Annotated in this window: 17 protein-coding genes; 11 read left to right on the forward strand and 6 right to left on the reverse strand. The window is 60.6% G+C overall.

The annotated features are described in order from the left end of the window. Nucleotides 1-26: 26 nt before the first annotated feature. Together AC245Y_RS31620 and AC245Y_RS31625 are read left to right on the forward strand one after the other, a co-directional pair. Nucleotides 27-1,031 (forward strand): rhamnose ABC transporter substrate-binding protein, encoded by a 1,005-nt coding sequence (locus tag AC245Y_RS31620; protein ID WP_012759921.1) that lies wholly within the window; start codon nt 27-29, stop codon nt 1,029-1,031. A gap of 67 nt (nt 1,032-1,098) precedes the next feature. Then, nucleotides 1,099-1,863 carry a glutamine amidotransferase gene (locus AC245Y_RS31625; protein WP_017997058.1) on the forward strand — a complete coding sequence of 255 codons (765 nt, stop codon included), beginning with the start codon at nt 1,099-1,101 and terminating at the stop codon, nt 1,861-1,863. 433 nt (nt 1,864-2,296) lie between these two features. On the opposite strand, the gene AC245Y_RS31630 is transcribed toward AC245Y_RS31625, so the two are convergent. Beyond that, nucleotides 2,297-2,542, reverse strand: a complete 246-nt coding sequence (locus tag AC245Y_RS31630; protein ID WP_017997059.1) for a hypothetical protein — start codon at nt 2,540-2,542, stop codon at nt 2,297-2,299. A 405-nt stretch (nt 2,543-2,947) separates the two neighbouring features. Here AC245Y_RS31630 and AC245Y_RS31635 point away from each other — a divergent pair, with 405 nt between their 5' ends. From AC245Y_RS31635 to AC245Y_RS31645, 3 genes are all read left to right on the forward strand, one after another. Next, the gene (locus AC245Y_RS31635) at nt 2,948-3,130 is read left to right on the forward strand and encodes a hypothetical protein (protein ID WP_026157681.1); all 183 of its coding nucleotides are present in this window, start codon (nt 2,948-2,950) and stop codon (nt 3,128-3,130) included. Between the two features lie 92 nt (nt 3,131-3,222). Further along, entirely contained in the window at nt 3,223-3,789 is a 567-nt protein-coding gene (locus AC245Y_RS31640; RefSeq protein WP_020487138.1) for a sugar transferase, read from the forward strand. 123 nt (nt 3,790-3,912) lie between these two features. Continuing rightward, entirely contained in the window at nt 3,913-5,928 is a 2,016-nt protein-coding gene (locus AC245Y_RS31645; RefSeq protein ID WP_017997060.1) for a polysaccharide biosynthesis protein, read from the forward strand. A gap of 28 nt (nt 5,929-5,956) precedes the next feature. Here AC245Y_RS31645 and AC245Y_RS31650 read toward each other — a convergent pair whose 3' ends face one another. The 3 genes from AC245Y_RS31650 to AC245Y_RS31660 all read right to left on the reverse strand — a co-directional run bounded on the left by AC245Y_RS31650 (nt 5,957) and on the right by AC245Y_RS31660 (nt 8,271). Next, on the reverse strand, nt 5,957-7,231 hold the full coding sequence (locus tag AC245Y_RS31650) for an O-antigen ligase family protein (protein WP_017997061.1): 1,275 nt from the start codon (nt 7,229-7,231) through the stop codon (nt 5,957-5,959). A 329-nt stretch (nt 7,232-7,560) separates the two neighbouring features. Next, nucleotides 7,561-7,812: a hypothetical protein gene (locus AC245Y_RS31655; protein WP_017997062.1), complete on the reverse strand. Its 252-nt coding sequence runs from the start codon at nt 7,810-7,812 to the stop codon at nt 7,561-7,563. A gap of 54 nt (nt 7,813-7,866) precedes the next feature. Then, nucleotides 7,867-8,271, reverse strand: a complete 405-nt coding sequence (locus AC245Y_RS31660) for a DUF2934 domain-containing protein (RefSeq protein WP_026157682.1) — start codon at nt 8,269-8,271, stop codon at nt 7,867-7,869. A gap of 272 nt (nt 8,272-8,543) precedes the next feature. Here AC245Y_RS31660 and AC245Y_RS31665 point away from each other — a divergent pair, with 272 nt between their 5' ends. Both AC245Y_RS31665 and uxuA read left to right on the forward strand, forming a co-directional pair. Continuing rightward, nucleotides 8,544-9,266 carry a GntR family transcriptional regulator gene (locus AC245Y_RS31665; protein WP_017997064.1) on the forward strand — a complete coding sequence of 241 codons (723 nt, stop codon included), beginning with the start codon at nt 8,544-8,546 and terminating at the stop codon, nt 9,264-9,266. 42 nt (nt 9,267-9,308) lie between these two features. Further along, complete coding sequence (gene uxuA, locus AC245Y_RS31670) at nt 9,309-10,496, forward strand: mannonate dehydratase (protein ID WP_017997065.1); 1,188 nt, start codon at nt 9,309-9,311, stop codon at nt 10,494-10,496. Between the two features lie 25 nt (nt 10,497-10,521). Here uxuA and AC245Y_RS31675 read toward each other — a convergent pair whose 3' ends face one another. Continuing rightward, nucleotides 10,522-11,439 carry an AraC family transcriptional regulator gene (locus tag AC245Y_RS31675; RefSeq protein ID WP_026157683.1) on the reverse strand — a complete coding sequence of 306 codons (918 nt, stop codon included), beginning with the start codon at nt 11,437-11,439 and terminating at the stop codon, nt 10,522-10,524. A 118-nt stretch (nt 11,440-11,557) separates the two neighbouring features. Between AC245Y_RS31675 and AC245Y_RS31680 the strand changes: the two genes are divergently transcribed. Both AC245Y_RS31680 and tehA read left to right on the forward strand, forming a co-directional pair. Beyond that, the gene (locus AC245Y_RS31680; RefSeq protein WP_017997068.1) at nt 11,558-11,896 is read left to right on the forward strand and encodes a carboxymuconolactone decarboxylase family protein; all 339 of its coding nucleotides are present in this window, start codon (nt 11,558-11,560) and stop codon (nt 11,894-11,896) included. A 68-nt stretch (nt 11,897-11,964) separates the two neighbouring features. Beyond that, complete coding sequence (gene tehA / locus AC245Y_RS31685; RefSeq protein ID WP_017997069.1) at nt 11,965-12,966, forward strand: dicarboxylate transporter/tellurite-resistance protein TehA; 1,002 nt, start codon at nt 11,965-11,967, stop codon at nt 12,964-12,966. A gap of 35 nt (nt 12,967-13,001) precedes the next feature. On the opposite strand, the gene AC245Y_RS31690 is transcribed toward tehA, so the two are convergent. Continuing rightward, nucleotides 13,002-13,649 carry a TetR/AcrR family transcriptional regulator gene (locus AC245Y_RS31690; RefSeq protein WP_017997070.1) on the reverse strand — a complete coding sequence of 216 codons (648 nt, stop codon included), beginning with the start codon at nt 13,647-13,649 and terminating at the stop codon, nt 13,002-13,004. A gap of 136 nt (nt 13,650-13,785) precedes the next feature. Between AC245Y_RS31690 and AC245Y_RS31695 the strand changes: the two genes are divergently transcribed. After that, entirely contained in the window at nt 13,786-14,970 is a 1,185-nt protein-coding gene (locus AC245Y_RS31695; protein WP_017997071.1) for an HlyD family secretion protein, read from the forward strand. Between the two features lie 24 nt (nt 14,971-14,994). Further along, nucleotides 14,995-16,584, forward strand: a complete 1,590-nt coding sequence (locus tag AC245Y_RS31700; RefSeq protein ID WP_017997072.1) for a DHA2 family efflux MFS transporter permease subunit — start codon at nt 14,995-14,997, stop codon at nt 16,582-16,584. The last annotated feature ends 27 nt before the right edge of the window (nt 16,585-16,611 follow it).

Raw genomic sequence — 16,611 nt, forward strand, 5'->3', positions numbered from 1 at the left:
ACCGGATATCTTGAGGAGGAACCGACATGACATCGCATCTTTTCAAAACTCTACTTGTCGCGGGCAGCTTGATCGCCAGCATCGCGGCGGCAAACGCGCAGGAATGCGCCAAGGAACCGGTCACGGTCGGCTTCCTGCCCAAGCTCGACACAGACCCCTATTTCCAGGTTGCACAAACGGGTGCGGAGGAGGCTGCAAAGGAGATCGGCGGCAAGGCGATCAAGCAGGCTCCGTCGCAGGCAACCGCCGAGGCGCAGATCGATTTCATCAACAATCTGGTTTCGCAGAAAGTCGGTGTCATCGCGATCTCCGCCAACGACGCCAATGCCGTGGCCCCTGCCTTGCGCCGCGCGGCCAAGCAGGGTGTGAAAGTCGTATCCTATGATTCCGACGTATCGACTGCCGCCCGTTCCGTCTTCCTCAATCAGGCGGCCGGCGACAGCCTGGCCGAAATGATGCTGGAATCGATGGGGCAGATGATCAACTATGACGGCGAGTTTGCGATCCTGTCCTCGACCCCGACGGCCACGAACCAGAATGCCTGGATCGACTTCATGAAGAAGACGATGGCGGGCGACAAGAAATACTCCAAGATGAAGCTCGTTCAGGTCGCCTATGGCCAGGAGAGCGAACAGGTCAACCAGCAGCAGGCGCTGGCCTTGGCGCAGGCATTTCCGAACCTCAAGGGCATCATCATCCCGGCCGGCATCGGCTTGCCCGCGGCTGCCCGTGCAATGGACCAGGCGGGCCTTCTCGGCAAGGTCAAGCTGACCGGTCTGGCGCCGGCAACCCTCATTAAGAAGTATATCCAGAACGGCTCCGTCCAGGATATCTGGTGGAACGTCAAGGATCTCGGCTACCTCACCTACTATGCGGCCCAGGCCGTCGCGCAGTGCAAATTGACGGGCAAGGAGGGTGAGACCTTCGAAGCAGGCAGGCTCGGTTCCTACAAGGTTGGAGCTAACGGCGAAGTTCTTCTTGGACCTGCGGATATCGTGACGCCGGCAAACGTCGAAGAATTCAAGTTCTGAAATCCGTCGACGTGAAGGGTGGTGCCGCAGTGGCACCACCCGATTCAACTGACATCGGGAGACCACCATGAAGCCAGTTCTGCTTGCCGGCGAGACGTTTCACGTCACCTCCTTTGCCTCCAAGGGATATGAAGTTGGAGCGTCTGCGCGATATTCGAACGGTGCCGAGCGCTACATTCAGGGCCTTGCGGCGCATGGCGTCGTGGTCGTCCAGATCGGCGGCGAGCGTTGCGAAAGCGAATTTCCGACGACGATGGACGGACTTGACGCCTATTCGGCGGTCGTGTTGTCCGACGTGGGCGCGCTGTCGCTTCTCTACACCCCGCAGACGAGGGCAGGCCGCCGCTCCGTGAACCGCCTCGAGCTTCTGAGGGAGTGGGTGGATAAAGGTGGGGCGCTGATGATGGCAGGCGGATATTGCAGCTTTCAAGGCATCGATGGCCTTGCCATGTTCCGCGGCACGGCGGTGGAGGAATGCCTGCCTATCGAGTGTTTTCCCGGACCGGATGGCTTGGAGGCGCCAGAGGGCCTGGATCCGGTCATTCATGAAATCGGTCATCCGATACTGGCAGGAGTGCCATCGCCGATACCTTATGTCCTTGGCATGAACCGCGTTGCCGCCCGCGGCGACATGGAGACAAAAACACTGATTAATTGCGGCCATCGCACCGGACAAATGCCGCTCCTGTCGGTTCGCGACTATGGCGCCGGCCGGACTCTGGCTTGGACGACCGACATCGGTCCTCACTGGCTGTCCCAAGACTTTATGAAATGGCCCGGTTATGATCTGCTGATGGCCAACATGATCCGCTGGCTCGCTCGAGAAATTTAGGGGGATCGTTCGAACGACGGCGAGCGCCGAAAATCTCTCGCAGTTTCTTTGAAGCAAGGTGCGGTCACTCGTCTACCGAATCCTCTTGGAACTGCGTGGAGGCGTCGACCGGGCGCAGCCTTGCCTCGCGGCGCTTGATCCAGAGCTTGTGTGTCGGGGCGTCGACGCTTCGGAAAGACACGCCCTGCTTGAGCTCGGCTTTACTTGTCCACGGAGGACATCCGCACTCCGGACAGAATTGGCGTCCACCGATCGACAGTGCCGCCATCGCTCTCGAACTGACCGGCCGGCCATATGGCGAAGTAGGTGAATGCGGCGGGTCCCCTGCCGTCAGTCGGTACAGTGACAGATGCCATCCGCGTTAGGGTCAGTGATGGCAATGCGCACATTTCCGCGGAGGCAGGATTCTGCCAGGACGCCCATCAACGGTTGCCTATTCGTCGTCGACGACTTCGGTATCCGGGCGGTCGCCGCCATCGGCATGTTCCCTCTGCCACCGACCATCGGCGAGCTGATATGAAATTTCGGCATCGCGGCCTTCAATGTGCTGGCGCTGGGCCGCCGACTTGGCGGCAGCGAGCGCGCTATCGTGGTCCGAATAGGTCTCCGACCAGACGTTTCCCAGGCGGTAGGCAAATCCGCCGTCGTGCTCGCCGACATGATAGGTGATAGTCGTCATCCTGTTCCCTCCTTGGCGCGGCCATAGGCCGTCGGCGACAATTGTGCCGCGCTACGGTGAGCTGAGACATGCGTCAAGATGCAGCGCAAAGTAGAAAAGCCGCTGTCCGAAAGGACTTGGGCTCCGTCGCGTTCGAAAGGACGCGGATGGCGATGTAAGTAGCCGACGTCCGATAGCCTCCGCGCCAGGTCGGGTTCAACTCTATTCAGCGACGATCGCTGCCTCATCCGTTACTTTGCAAGCGCTGGCATTGCTCTCATCCTACTCAATCGTAGGAGAACCGCGAAGGCGGTCAGGCTCAGCACAGGGACGAGAAAACAGCAAATCACCTATAAGAGGATCGGCGCTCTCGGTGCCGTCAGCGCGCAGTATCGATGCGCTGGCTGCAAGGCGGAAGCGGCAAACGTGATCGCGGTCAAGCTCGCGACCGGTCAGACGTCGATTGATCTCGATCCCGCCCTGATCGAAGATTCGTTCATGACGGACCGGTTGGCGCAAAATGGTGAACGATTTTCGCGAATTGATCGTGGCGATCTGCCTCCGCGGTCAAGATTTGCCGATCCTCGTCCGTCCGCCACCGGAGAATGATGGCAGTTGACGCGAAACGGTCTTTGACGATACGGCAACACGACAGGGCGGATGGCGGAAAGACCGCCGGTAAGGCGGAAGAACTGCGGAGCATGGGTTTGAAACGGGCGGTGGATTTTTTCTTGGCTTTGATTGCGGCGGCGATCCTGCTCGTTCCAATCCTTGTCGTCGCTCTTTGTGTGCGACTGACCTCGCCGGGACCGATCCTCTATTGGTCCAAACGTGTCGGACGTTTCAATCAGATCTTCCTGATGCCGAAATTTCGCAGCATGCGTGTCGACACACCGACGGTTGCCACGCATCTGCTCGAAAATCCGGATCGGTTTCTGACACCCATAGGCTCGTTTCTGCGCAAATCCAGCCTCGACGAACTGCCACAACTCTGGTGCATTCTCGAGGGGAAGATGAGTTTCGTCGGCCCGCGACCGGCACTCTACAATCAATATGACCTGATAGAGTTGCGCACCGCCCATGGTGTCGACAAGCTCCTGCCCGGATTGACGGGATGGGCGCAGATCAATGGCCGGGACGAATTGCCGATTCCGGAGAAGGTAAAATTCGATGTCGAATATCTCCAACGTCGCTCGTTCGGCTTCGACATACGCATTCTGTTTATGACTGCCGGGAAGGTCATCCGCCGTAAGGGCATACGGCATTAAGTTACCTACTTCTGATAGATAAGTCGGTGCGGAAGACCTTGATTTCCGATTATTTCAGTTGCGCTCGTTGCAGAAAGCGACAAGAAGGTGGTTGTCTATTGATCTGCGAGACGCTGGTAAGCAATGCCTGAAAATACGCCCACTGAGACGCCGCGCTCGGGATGGTTCTTGATGCCGCTGCAAGCGCTCGTCGCCCCTCTGCTGGCAATGCCGCGTGTTGCCAAACGCGCTCTGGCTTTGCTGGTGGATTCCAGCTTTTGCGTTCTGACGATCTGGCTGGCCTATTGCTTCCGTTTGAACGAATGGACGGTGCTCACTGGTGTCCAGTGGTTGCCGGTCGTCGTTTCACTGTGCATGGCCCTTCCCATCTTCATCGTCATGGGCATGTACCGGGCGATCTTCCGTTATGCCAATATGGCTGCTTTCATTACTGTTTTGAAGGCCATTGCGATCTACGGCTTCGCCTTCATGACGATATTTACTGCCCTCAGCGTCCCCGGTGTTCCCAGAACCGTCGGTATCCTCCAGCCCTTCCTGCTGTTGATTGCGATCGGACTGTCGAGGTTGAGTATCCGCTACTGGCTCGGGGACGCCTACCAGCGCATCCTTCACAAGAATATGCTCGCCAAGGTGCTGATCTATGGGGCAGGGACGGCCGGGCGGCAGCTGGCCGGTGCCTTGATAAACAGTGCCGAACTCAATGTCGTCGGCTATCTGGATGATGATCCGCGTCTCAAGGGCGGCGTCATGGGTGGTTTGCCGATCTACGACCCCTCGGATCTTCCGGTGCTTGCAGAATCTCTCGGCGTGCACAACGTGCTTCTTGCTCTTCCCTCCGCATCGCGGCAGCGTCGTAATGAAATCCTGGAGCACATCCGTAAAGCCAGGGTCAATGTTCGCACGTTGCCGGATCTCACGGCCCTGGCTCAGGGACGCATTGCCGTCTCCGACATCAGAGAGCTGGAGATCGAAGATCTGCTGGGGAGGGAAGCGGTCGCGCCACGGCAGGAGTTGCTCGACAAGGCGATGCGCAACAAGGTGGTTATGGTCACGGGTGCTGGTGGCTCGATCGGCGGCGAGTTATGCCGCCAGATTCTGCGCAACGAGCCTTCGAGCCTGGTCCTCATCGATCAGAACGAGTTTGCGCTTTATAATATTCATGCCGAATTGCAGAAGCTGGCCGAACTGTACAAACACGCAAATACGCAGATCGTCCCGATTCTCTGTTCTGTCCGCGATCAGGATCGCATGGAACATGTCATGCAGAGCTGGCGACCTCAGACGCTCTATCATGCGGCCGCTTACAAGCATGTTCCCCTTGTCGAACATAATGCCGTGGAAGGCATCAAGAACAATGTGATGGGTACGCTGGTCGCGGCACGCGCGGCGAATAAATGCGGCGTCTCGAATTTCGTGCTGATCAGTACAGACAAGGCCGTGCGTCCGACAAATGTGATGGGCGCCAGCAAGAGGTTGGCAGAGATGGTTCTGCAGGCGCTCGCAGCAGAATCGGCGACTGACAGAATGCGAACGAATTTTTGCATGGTCCGCTTCGGAAACGTCCTCGGCTCCTCCGGATCCGTCGTGCCGCTTTTCAGGCAGCAGATCAAGGAAGGCGGCCCTGTTACGCTGACACATCCTGACATAACCCGCTATTTCATGACCATTTCGGAAGCCTCGCAGCTCGTCATACAGGCCGGCGCGATGGCCGACGGCGGCGACGTTTTCTTGCTCGACATGGGGGAACCCGTTCGCATCGCCGATCTCGCCCGTAAGATGGTTGAGCTTTCCGGGCTGGCCGTCCGCGACGAGAACAATCCCGAAGGCGATATCGAGCTGTCCGTAACCGGTCTTCGGCCCGGCGAGAAGCTCTACGAAGAACTTTTGATCGGCGACAACCCAGAAACAACCGAACATCCTCGCATTATGAAGGCGCGCGAGGATTTCCTCTTCTGGTCGGAGCTTTCGAAAAAGCTCAACTCGCTCAATGCGGTATTGGATCGGAACGATATGGTCGCGGCACGTGCGATGTTGGCCGAACTCGTCTCCGGCTATTCCTCAACAGGTGAGGTCTCGGATCTGGCTTTCAGCGGCGCCGAGCCAATACGGCTGCCTCAGCCAATTCAAAGCACGTTGTAGAGTCTGCAGGCGCAAGGGATGCCAGACGTCAGCTCCGGACGACGGGGGCAAAGCGCGTGCTGCCGCGATCCGCACAAATAAGGGCGACGAGGTAAGCGAAGATCGGATCCAAAGCTTTCTGATTGAACATGATGCCAAAGCTGCCCGTGATGACGTAGCTGCTGACGAGCAGAAGAGCGAGCGCAATCGCTAAATCCCGGCCGGGTCCCGCTTCTTTTCTCAATGCGCCTATCACCGGTGTCAGCAGCATCAGCGAAAGTGCCGCAATACCGAAAACGCCGGCGTCGATTCCTGCGGTCAGAAAGCCGTTGTGGACATGCGAGTAAGGCAGCTGCGGCCTTATGTTATCGGGCAGTTCTGCCAAAACCGAACTCATCCGGTTCTGCGGGCCATAACCCGTCAACGGGTCCTTACTGATTGCCGATAGTGCGCCTTTGTACAAGGCGAACCGGGCACTGAGCGACGTGATCTCGCCGTCGGTGCGTTCGAGCGACGTCAGATTTTCCTGAAGCGCCTGGATGCGATGGAGGATCTGGCCGCTGCCCAGGGTGATAAGTCCCGCCAACAGCAGGGAGCTGGTAATAGCCAGGCTGCGCAAACTCAGATGGAAGCTGTGTTTGCGAAAATACCAGAGGAAGATGACGATATGGATCGGAATGACCAGCCAGGCCGAGCGCGTTCCCGAAAGCAGAACGCAGCCTAGACCGGCGGCATATCCCAATATCGCTACTCTTTGCTCCACGCTTCTGGGAGATTGAACGTTGAGAAGCGCAATGCCGCCAAACAGGATCCCTATCACGCCCAGGAGCGCAGCATTCGAAGTTCCGGCCTCTGCTCTCTCCATCAGAAACATGATCTGCAGGAGACTGAAAAGAAAGGTGACGATCATGCCGATGCCTGCGCCGAGGATAAAGAGCGGCACAAGACGGCCATCGGGAGATTGGCGCATCCGCGGCAATATCAGCCAGATCGAAAAGAAGGGCAGGAGCCGGAATATCCAGTCCGCTACTTCGGAGTAAGGCGGATTGATGAAGATGCTGGCGATCATCACCAGCGGGTAGATCGACATGAAAATGGCAACCAGCCGGTCGGATCTCGACAGGTTCAAGACGAGGCGGCCCGTCGCCAGACAGCAGATGCCCCACACCATCGACGCGAGGAGGATGAAGGAGTTAAAGTTCGGCGAAAGCCCTGGAAGGATTGCAAAGAGGAAGACGGCAATGCGGTTGTTTCGGTCGAGTGCGCTTCCGGCCTCATCCCCCTGACAAAGCACTGCCATCTTGAGTTGTCTAAGATAATTCACTTTGCCGGTCCTGACCGTGTCGATGCTGCCTCGCTAAGGATCGCGATCACAGCTGTCAAGCTGTGATGAGGGTGCAATCTATGGCTTTATTCGACGTGGTATTCCAGCAACAGGCGTCCGGACAGACGTGGTTCCATTCGATGATCAGTGGAAAATGGCTGCGACGGTAAGTCCGGCCTCAACAGAAAACACGTTTGAAGTGCGGGCTTGAAGGTTGATAGCAAGCAGCCAACGGGCGTTGCCGAGAGAAGAGGAGGCGGCGACATCCAGATCGGCACGGCTGGTCGAAGAACCGATGCATGCGCCTCGTTGAAGTGAAGCGGCGGCCGCTATCGCCAATATGGGCGTGTCGAACCTTCCGCCGATGATCGACCAAGGAGATATCCAAGCCCGAATGCGACAATGCCGGTGGTGAGCAGCAATGCGCTTGCAGTGCGCGGGTGCTCTCTGGCACCGAAGGCGACCGCATAAGCCTCACGCTTCATCTCATTGGCTGCCGACTTCGCGACCTTGGTCAATCCCTCCGGCTGCTCAGTGGGCGTTCCGGTGAATCCGGCGTTCAAGTTCTGTTTGTCGGTCATGTCGGGTACCTTTCTGAAATTGGCAAGAGGTCTGAGATTGGCGCGCCGGAAAGTTCAATCCTGCTCGCGTGTGCCGGGGGAGGCTTCGCGTTGGTCGGCGTCCTCGAGATCGGTCTTGACGAGAAATGTATCCGTATGCTGCCGCGAGGCCTCTCGCAGTGCTGCCAGGTTTGGAGGGTTGTCGGCTTCGCCCTGCTGCGCATCGAGTTCATGTTCGGCCAGGGTCCAGTGATGCCCGTGCTTGCCTTCCGGCTTCCCTTCCTTCTCCCACAGGGAATATGCCCTTCTTCGGATCTCTTCCTCGCGGCCTGCTGCCGGCGATCCGCCGCTCTGGCTGCCGACTTCTTTTGAGGCTCGCGGAGCCGCTTTCCGTCTGCCTGCGTCCGCGGCGGGTCGAACTCCCGGTCGGCTGCCATCGGTCGTATTTTCGCTCGTTTTGGGTTGTGCTGGTTTTTTCATGAGGGTCTCCTTGCGGATCTCAACCAACTTGGCCGATCTAAGTTCCAAATAAAGAGCGCCTCGGTGCAGAGATCGGGTTTACATTTCTGCGAGGTCTGTCATTCACCCGGGCTTCGCACCGTAATTGCCGTTCCATGTTTTTGCCTCGAGCCTACGGCACACGGGTCGACTTGCTCAATTCGCGAAGCGCGGAACCTTGAGAGGCATGTCTTGGCACGGCGATAAAACTGATATACTAGTATGCCACGGAATTTCAGCGTCTCGGTATATCCATGCGGCAAGCATCAGAAACCGAAGTTTTGGGCGCCCCGGCATTGCGGGAGGTCGGGGGCAGGCTGCGCCGGATCACCACAGCCGGCGCCATCTACGATCGCCTCTATGCAGACATCGTGTCGCTTCGGATGCCGCCCGGTATGCTGCTGCAGGAAAAGCGGATCGCCGATGATTTCGGCGTCAGCCGCACGCCGGTGCGCGAGGCGCTGCTCCGGCTTTGCGAAGGCGGACTGGTCGATATCTACCCACAATCGGGCACCGTCGTGTCGCGGGTGCCGGTCTCGGCGATCCCTGAGGCAGTCGTCGTGCGCAAGGCGCTTGAAGGCACGACGGTCGAGGCTGCGGCGCTGACCGCCTCCGCCACCGATATCGCCCGTCTCGACGCCATCATTGCCCGCCAGCAGGCCCATGCCGCGACTGGCAATGCCTCGAGCTTCCATGAGCAGGATGAGGCCTTCCACGAGGCGATTGCGCAGATATCAGGTTATCCCGGCATTTGGGCAATTCTGAAAACGGTCAAGGTGCAGATCGACCGGGCACGGCGGCTGACGTTGCCGGTGCTCGGGCGTATGGATACCGTAGTGCAGGAACACATGATCATCCGCGATGCACTCGCCGCTCATGATGCGGCGGCTGCGCGCAACGCGATGATCCATCACCTAAGCGCCGTCATTCCCGATGTCGACGAGTTGCGCGCGCGTTACCCCGATTATTTCTGCTGACGGCAGGCCAACACGAAACGAAAGACCACGGAAGGAAGAGAGATGCGACAGGGTTGGAGATGGTTCGGACCGGAAGCACCGGTGACGCTGGATGACGTCCGCCAGACGGGCGCGACCAATATCGTCTCGTCGCTGCATCAGGTGCCGATCGGCAGGGCCTGGACGGAGAAGGAAGTGCGCGAACGCCAGTCCCTGATCGAGGCGACGCCCGGCGACCGCTCGCCGCTCGTCTGGTCGGTTGTCGAGAGCATCCCGATCCCCGATGCCGTCAAGCGCAAGGGCGGGGAGGCGAAGGCCGAAATCGAGGCGTGGATCGCCAGCCTCGAAGCGGTGGCTGCCTGCGGCATTCCGATCGTCTGCTATAATTTCATGCCTGTCGTCGACTGGACCCGCACCGACCTCGATTACGTGACGCCGACAGGCGCCACCGCCATGCGTTTCGATCACGAGCGTTTCGCAGCCTTCGATCTCTTCATCCTGGAGCGGCCGGATGCGGCCCAGCACTATTCCACCGAGGACCGCGAGAGGGCGCGTGTGGTCTTCGAGTCGATGACCGACGATGAGGTCGCCGACATCACCCGCATCATCACCTCCGCTCTGCCGGGGTCGACCACTGAGCCTCTGACCATTCCGGCCTTTCGGGATAAGCTGGTTGCCTATAGCGGTATTGATGCCGCAAGGCTGCGCAGGCACCTGGTCGAATTCCTCGAGGCCGTCACGCCCGCCGCCGAAGCGCGCGGCGTCAAGCTGACGCTGCATCCCGACGATCCGCCGCGTTCGCTATTCGGCTTGCCGCGCATCGCCTCGACGGCCGAGGACTATGCCGCTCTCTTCGATGCGGTGCCGTCGGCGGCGAACGGCATGTGTTACTGCACCGGCAGCCTCGGCGTACGCGCCGAGAACGACCTATCTGCGATCGCCCAGCGCTTCGCCTCGCGCATCCACTTCGCCCATCTGCGCGCCACGACGCGCGAGGGCGACGGCCGGACATTCCATGAAAGCGCCCACCTGGAAGGTGATGTCGACATGGTCTCCGTTCTTCGCGAGCTGGTTGCCGAAGACAGCCGCCGCGCTCCCGAAGACACCATCGTCTTTCGCTCGGACCATGGCCACCGCATGCTCGACGATCTCGACAAGGTCGTCACCCCGGGCTACCCGGCCATCGGCCGTATGCGCGGCCTCGCCGAACTCCGCGGCATCCTGCATGCGCTGGGCGCGCCGCCGAACTGAGGAGACCTTCGAGCGTCAGGGACAGTCAGGAAAACTGCTGGCGGAACCGGGCGGGCGTCAGCCCCTTGCCCGCCTTGAAGGCCTTGCCAAAGGCGGCCTCTGATTCATAGCCGACTTCGGCGGCGATATCCGCGACTGTGCGGCGTGTCCGCAACAGCAGGTCGCTTGCAAGCATCATCCTGAGATCCCTCAGGAAGGTGCCGACGGTCATTGCCGCAGATTCCTTGAATTGTCTCGCATAGGTCGCCCGCGACATGGCGCTGAGATCGGCCAGTTCATCGATCGTCCAGTCACGCGCGGGGTCAGCCATCACCGCCATCACCGATTTCACCAACCGCGGATTGGTCAGCAGCGGCAGCACGCCCGGCGTCCCGAGCGAAGCCGCGCCGCGCGAGCGGAGCGCCATGGTGAAAAGCGCAAGGCACATGGCCGTGACGATCGTGCGGGCGCCCGGCTGCTCTTGCGAAGTCTCCTCACGCAGCAGCGAGACCAGCATCTTCAGCGTTTCCTCCGACTGCGCGCCGATCAGGGAGGCCTGAAAGACATCGGGCAGTGTATCGAGCAGCAGTGTCGACGAGCCCCAGGCGCAATCGAAATGGCCGCAGAGCAGATCGACATCCGCCGTCTCCGCCGGTGCGTTTTCGCGCAGCGGCAGCATGCCCTCATGCGTAACCTTGAACGGCGTTGCCGGCCCAGCGTCCTCCGTGCCGATGATGGCGTGGGCCGCGCCGCGCGGAAGAAGCACGAAATCGCCGGACTGCATGAACACCTCATGGCCGGCCGACGTGCGAATCCGGCAGTTTCCTCCAAGAACGAGATGAAAGGGCACGCTGCCTCTGGCAGTGGCTTCATGATCGATATGAAAGGCGCCTTCCAGCCGGCAGCGAGTGTCGAGCGCCGGTTGAAGGCGGGAGAGGTCGATCAGGCGGCTAAGCATATCCATGAGACGTTCGCGCTAGAAATTGAGCCAATAGAGCATTCAAAGGATCTCTTCGCGGGTTCATAGTCCTTTCGGAAAGACGAGGCAACGACGCCATCGCCTGGAGATAAAGGAAACTGCCATGTTGAACTGGAAGGAATACCGCGCGGAGCTTTTCGGCCGGGTCGGTGAGATGGCCAAGCTCGCGCCGGAGACGGTGAAGGGCTACCAGACACTGTCCGCCGCCGGCCAGAAGACCAATTACCTCGACGCCAAGCAGCGTGAGCTGATTGCTCTTGCTGTTGCCGTGACGCTGCGCTGCGATGGCTGTATCGTGGTCCACACGACCGAAGCCGAAAAGCTCGGCGCCACCAGGCAGGAGATCGCCGAAGCCCTCGGCGTCGCAATCTCGGTCAATGCAGGTGCAGCACTCGTCTACTCGGCGCGCGTACTCGACGCCGCCGAGACCATTGCCAGTTAGTCGTTCGTCCAACCATGTGAGGGCAGGGCGTTATGCCCTGCCGGTCCGAACCAGAGCGAGACCAGACCATGACAATGCAATCTGCCGAACGGAACATCGGTACCGGTTTGCGGTTGCCGCGCGTTCCGGCTTCCTTCTTCAGTATCGTGCTCGGCGTTGCCGGCCTCGGCAGCAGTTGGAGGGCCGCAGCGGCCATGTGGCCGGTGCCCACAGGCGTCGGGGAGGCGCTGAGTTTGCTGGCCGTGGCGATCTGGCTGGTCGTGACCCTGTTCTATGCGGCCAAGTGGATCGTGGCGGGACAGGAGGCGATGGCGGAGGTCGAGCATCCCGTCCAATGCTGCTTCGTCGGCCTTGCCGGCGTTGCCACCATGCTCGTCGCTCTGGCCCTGCTGCCCTATACGAGAATCGTCAGTGAAATTCTCTTCGCCATCGGTGCCGCCTTTACGCTGTTCTTCGCCCTCTGGCGCACCGGGCTTCTCTGGCGCGGCGGCCGTGATCCTGCAGCGACGACGGCGGTTCTTTATCTGCCGCTTGGCGCCGGTTCCTTCGTTGCGGCGACGGTCGTCAGCGCTCTCGGTTATCAGGATTGGGGGCAGCTTGCCTTCGGTGCCGGTTTCTTTTCCGCGCTCGCAATCGAATCCGTGCTGCTCCATCGCCTGATGACCTCCCCCGTCATGGCCGAGCAACTGCGCCCGACGCTCGGCATCCAGCTTGCTCCGCCTGCCGTCGGCAGCCTCGCTTATCTGAGCGCCACCTCCGGCCCGCCGGATATGCTTGTTCATGCCATGCTGGGTTACGCCGTACTCCAGGCCTTGTTGCTGCTGCGCCTGCTGCCCTGGATCATGAAGCAACCCTTCGGGGCTTCGTACTGGGCCTTCACCTTCGGCGTCACGGCGCTGTCGACGTCAGCACTGCGCATGGTCGGGCGCGGTGATATCGGGGCCGTTGCCGATCTTGCGCCCTTCCTGTTCCTGCTTGCCAATGTCGCCGTCGCCCTGATCGCGATCGGGACGATCTGGCTGCTCATCAGGGGCAAGCTTTTTCCTGCACCCGCACCGGCTCGCTCGTAAGGAAAATCATTGCGCTCTGAAGCCTGAGCGATGCTTCAGAGCGCGCAGCCCTTCAGGAAAAGGTCGGCGCACATCTTTGCTCGTGCCGCAATCGCCTCGATCTTCGGCGGCGGTTCCTGGCGCAGGATCGCCGCGCGCTGCGGCTCCATGGCCATCATGCCGCGCAGCATGCCGCAGGCGAGATGCGGATCCTCGAGCGCAATGAGGCCGCGGTCGACCTGCCGGCGCAGCCAGTCCTCCATCAGCGCATTGGTGCGCAGGATCGCCTGTTCGTAGAAGGAGGTGGCGATTTCAGGGAAGCGGTCCGACTCACCGATGACGAGGCGCATGATGGTGACCGTATCTTCCGAAAGCGACAGCATGCCGTAAGCCATCAGCATGCGCTCCAGCCCATCTCTCAGATCGGCGACGGCGAGCGTCGGGGGATCGAGCGCTAGCAGGAAGCCGACGATACGCTCAGAGATCGTGCTGGCGAAGAGATCGGCCTTGGTCGGAAACAGCCGGTAGAGGGTCTTTGTGGAAACACCAGCCTCCTGGGCGATCGTGGCGATGCTGGCCGCCGCGTAGCCATTCTCGTGAAACTGGGTGTTCGCGGCCTCGATGATCACGCTCCTCGTGTCGTCGTCACAGCGCAACTGCGGCCTTCCGCGCGGCCTTCTCTCAATTTGTTGATTTTGGACCATGATGATTTTCCAAATTCCCATTGACATCCATTTTATAGTGCATATTTTGGAAAACATCAAGTTTCCTAAATGGGATTTCACTTGAATTCAGAGGCCGCAGCCCAAGAGACGGCGACCCGTCATCCGGAGAGAGACAATGACCATCAAGAAGCTGCATGCCTTGAACAACAATACAGCCGTCGAAACCACCGCCGAAGCCGCCCCGGCAAGCTTGGACGCCGGCAAGCCGCCGCGCGTCACCGAAGCTGCCGCCCCCGTTGCCGAGGAAAAGCCCGCCCGCAAGCGCGGTGGCCGCTCCCTGCTTCTCGGCGCCACCGCACTCGTGATGATCGCCGCCGGCGCCTATTACGGCCATGATTACTGGACGGTCGGCCGCTTCCATATCTCGACCGACGACGCCTATGTGAAGGCCGACAGCAGCACCATCGCCCCCAAGGTTTCAGGCTATCTCGCCGAGGTACTCGTCATGGACAACGAGACAGTCAAGGCCGGCCAGCCGCTCGCCCGCATCGACGACCGCGACTTCAAGGCGGCCCTCGATCAGGCCAAGGCCGATGTCGCCGCAGCAGAGGCCACCGTCAACGCCAAGCAGGCTTCGCTCGATATCCAGCAGTCGACCATCGCTGCGGCCCGCGCGACCGTCGACGTCGACCGCGCCAACGAGACCTTTGCCGAGCAGAACAACAAGCGTTATTCGAACCTCGCCACCAGCGGTTATGCCCCGGTCCAGACGGCGCAGCAGGCCGCCTCGCAGATCGCTGCCGCCCAGGCCTCGATCGTCCGCGACACCGCCTCGCTCGATGCCGCCGTCAAGCAGGTCGATCTGCTGAACGCCGAACTGGCCCAGGCAAAGGCAGCCCTTGCCCGCAGCGAGGCCGTCCAGCACCAGGCCGAGCTCAACCTTTCCTATGCGACGATCACCGCGCCTGTCGACGGCACCGTCGGCAACCGGACGCTGCGCGTCGGCCAATATGTACAGGCCGGCACCCAGCTGATGTCGGTCGTGCCGACGACGGCTGCCTATGTCATCGCCAACTACAAAGAAACCCAGCTCACCGACGTCAAGGCCGGCCAGCCCGTCGATATCGAGGTCGATATGTTCCCCGGCCGCACCTATCACGGCCATGTCGACAGCCTCGCTCCGGCAAGCGGCCAGGAATTTGCCCTGCTGCCGCCCGATAACGCCACCGGCAACTTCACCAAGGTCGTCCAGCGCATTCCGGTCAGGATCGTACTCGACGGCGACGCCGCCGCCAATGGCGACCTGCGACCCGGCATGTCCGTCCAGCCGAGTATCGATACCAAGAACGACCGTAGCTAGGCCGGGGGACGAGGAGTTCGTGTCATGTCCACCATCGCAGCAACATCAATCGCCGCTCCGCAGCCGAAATCCGGCGCCAGCACCAGGGAATGGATCGCCGTTCTCGCCGGCATGATCGGCGCCTTCATGGCGATCCTCAACATCCAGATCACCAATGCCTCGCTGCTCGACATCGAGGGCGGCATCGGAACGGGCGTCGACAACGGCGCCTGGATCTCCACCTCCTACCTCATCGGCGAGATCGTCGTCATTCCGCTGACCGCCTATTTCAGCAATGTCTTCTCGTTCCGCCGTTATATCCTCGTCAATTCCGTCCTGTTTCCGCTGTTTTCGATTGGCTGTGCCTTCGCCCATGATCTCGGCACGATGATCGTGCTGCGCGGCCTGCAGGGTTTTGCCGGCGGCGTGCTGATCCCGATGGCCTTCACCATGGTGCTGACCAAGCTGCCGAAGCACCAGCAGCCGCTCGGCCTTGCGGCCTTCGCGCTTTCGGTCACCTTCGCGCCGGCGATCGGCCCGACCATCGGCGGCTACCTCACCGAAAACTACGGCTGGCAGACGATCTTCTTCATCAACGCCATCCCGAGCGCCATCATGGCGGTCGCCCTTGCCCTGACGCTCGACAAGCAGCCGATGCGCCTCGGCCTGCTTCGGGAAGGCGACTGGGTCGGGATCTTTAGCATGGCGATCGGTCTCTCGGCGCTGCAGACGGTGCTCGAAGAAGGCAACAAGGAGGACTGGTTCTCCTCGCCCTTCATCGTCAAGCTCAGTATCGTCGCCTTCGTCTTCCTCGTCGCCTTCATCTGGATCGAGCTGACGGTGGAGAAGCCGCTGGTCAAGCTGCGCCTGCTGAAGCAGCGCAATTTCGGCATCGGCGTTGCCGTCAACGTGCTGGTCGGCGTCGCCCTTTTCGGCACCGTCTATATCCTGCCGCAATATCTCGGCCAGGTGCAGCGCTATAATGCCGAGCAGATCGGCAACGTGCTGGCCTGGACCGGCCTGCCGCAGCTGCTTCTGATCCCGCTCGTGCCGATGATGATGAAGCGCTTCGATGCGCGCTATATCGGCTTCCTCGGCATCTCGATCTTCGCGATCAGCTGCTTCATGAACATCACCTTGTCAGCCGATACCGCAGGCGACCAGTTCTGGATCCCGAACATCGTGCGCGCCATCGGCCAGGCGCTGGTGCTGACGCCGATCACCGCCATCACCACTGCCGGCATCGCGCCTTCGGATGCGGCTGCCGCCTCGGGCCTGACCAACATGCTACGTAATCTCGGCGGCGCGGTCGGCACGGCAACACTCGGCACCGTGCTGACCAAACGCGAGCAGTTTCACTCGAACATCATCGGCCAGTCGGTGACGCTCGGCCGCGACGAAGTCCGCACCCGTCTCGACCAATTGACCGGCTACTTCATGCAGCATGGTGTCTCCGACCATGCCGTCGCAGCCCAGAAGGCCGTTGTGGCGCTTGGCCAGGTCGTCAAACGCCAGGCCCTCATCCTCGGTTTTGCCGATACCTTCGCCGTCATCGGCGTGGTTCTTGCCATTGCAGCCGTCGCCCTGCTGCTCACCCAGAAGCCGCAGGCCGGCGGTGGCGCTGGCGCTCATTAAATGAAACATCGGCGCTCGCCCGACTTC

Source organism: Rhizobium sp. SRDI943 (assembly GCF_057653695.1).

What these genes read in the sequence shown, in the direction of transcription:
- AC245Y_RS31690 (WP_017997070.1), bottom strand. Translation starts at nt 13,649, where the DNA reads ATGGTCCAAAATCAACAAATTGAGAGAAGGCCGCGCGGAAGGCCGCAG.
- tehA (WP_017997069.1), top strand. Translation starts at nt 11,965, where the DNA reads ATGACAATGCAATCTGCCGAACGGAACATCGGTACCGGTTTGCGGTTG.
- AC245Y_RS31700 (WP_017997072.1), top strand. Translation starts at nt 14,995, where the DNA reads ATGTCCACCATCGCAGCAACATCAATCGCCGCTCCGCAGCCGAAATCC.
- AC245Y_RS31630 (WP_017997059.1), bottom strand. Translation starts at nt 2,542, where the DNA reads ATGACGACTATCACCTATCATGTCGGCGAGCACGACGGCGGATTTGCC.
- AC245Y_RS31680 (WP_017997068.1), top strand. Translation starts at nt 11,558, where the DNA reads ATGTTGAACTGGAAGGAATACCGCGCGGAGCTTTTCGGCCGGGTCGGT.
- AC245Y_RS31625 (WP_017997058.1), top strand. Translation starts at nt 1,099, where the DNA reads ATGAAGCCAGTTCTGCTTGCCGGCGAGACGTTTCACGTCACCTCCTTT.
- AC245Y_RS31645 (WP_017997060.1), top strand. Translation starts at nt 3,913, where the DNA reads ATGCCTGAAAATACGCCCACTGAGACGCCGCGCTCGGGATGGTTCTTG.
- uxuA (WP_017997065.1), top strand. Translation starts at nt 9,309, where the DNA reads ATGCGACAGGGTTGGAGATGGTTCGGACCGGAAGCACCGGTGACGCTG.
- AC245Y_RS31695 (WP_017997071.1), top strand. Translation starts at nt 13,786, where the DNA reads ATGACCATCAAGAAGCTGCATGCCTTGAACAACAATACAGCCGTCGAA.
- AC245Y_RS31660 (WP_026157682.1), bottom strand. Translation starts at nt 8,271, where the DNA reads ATGAAAAAACCAGCACAACCCAAAACGAGCGAAAATACGACCGATGGC.
- AC245Y_RS31620 (WP_012759921.1), top strand. Translation starts at nt 27, where the DNA reads ATGACATCGCATCTTTTCAAAACTCTACTTGTCGCGGGCAGCTTGATC.
- AC245Y_RS31675 (WP_026157683.1), bottom strand. Translation starts at nt 11,439, where the DNA reads ATGGATATGCTTAGCCGCCTGATCGACCTCTCCCGCCTTCAACCGGCG.
- AC245Y_RS31640 (WP_020487138.1), top strand. Translation starts at nt 3,223, where the DNA reads ATGGGTTTGAAACGGGCGGTGGATTTTTTCTTGGCTTTGATTGCGGCG.
- AC245Y_RS31665 (WP_017997064.1), top strand. Translation starts at nt 8,544, where the DNA reads ATGCGGCAAGCATCAGAAACCGAAGTTTTGGGCGCCCCGGCATTGCGG.
- AC245Y_RS31655 (WP_017997062.1), bottom strand. Translation starts at nt 7,812, where the DNA reads ATGACCGACAAACAGAACTTGAACGCCGGATTCACCGGAACGCCCACT.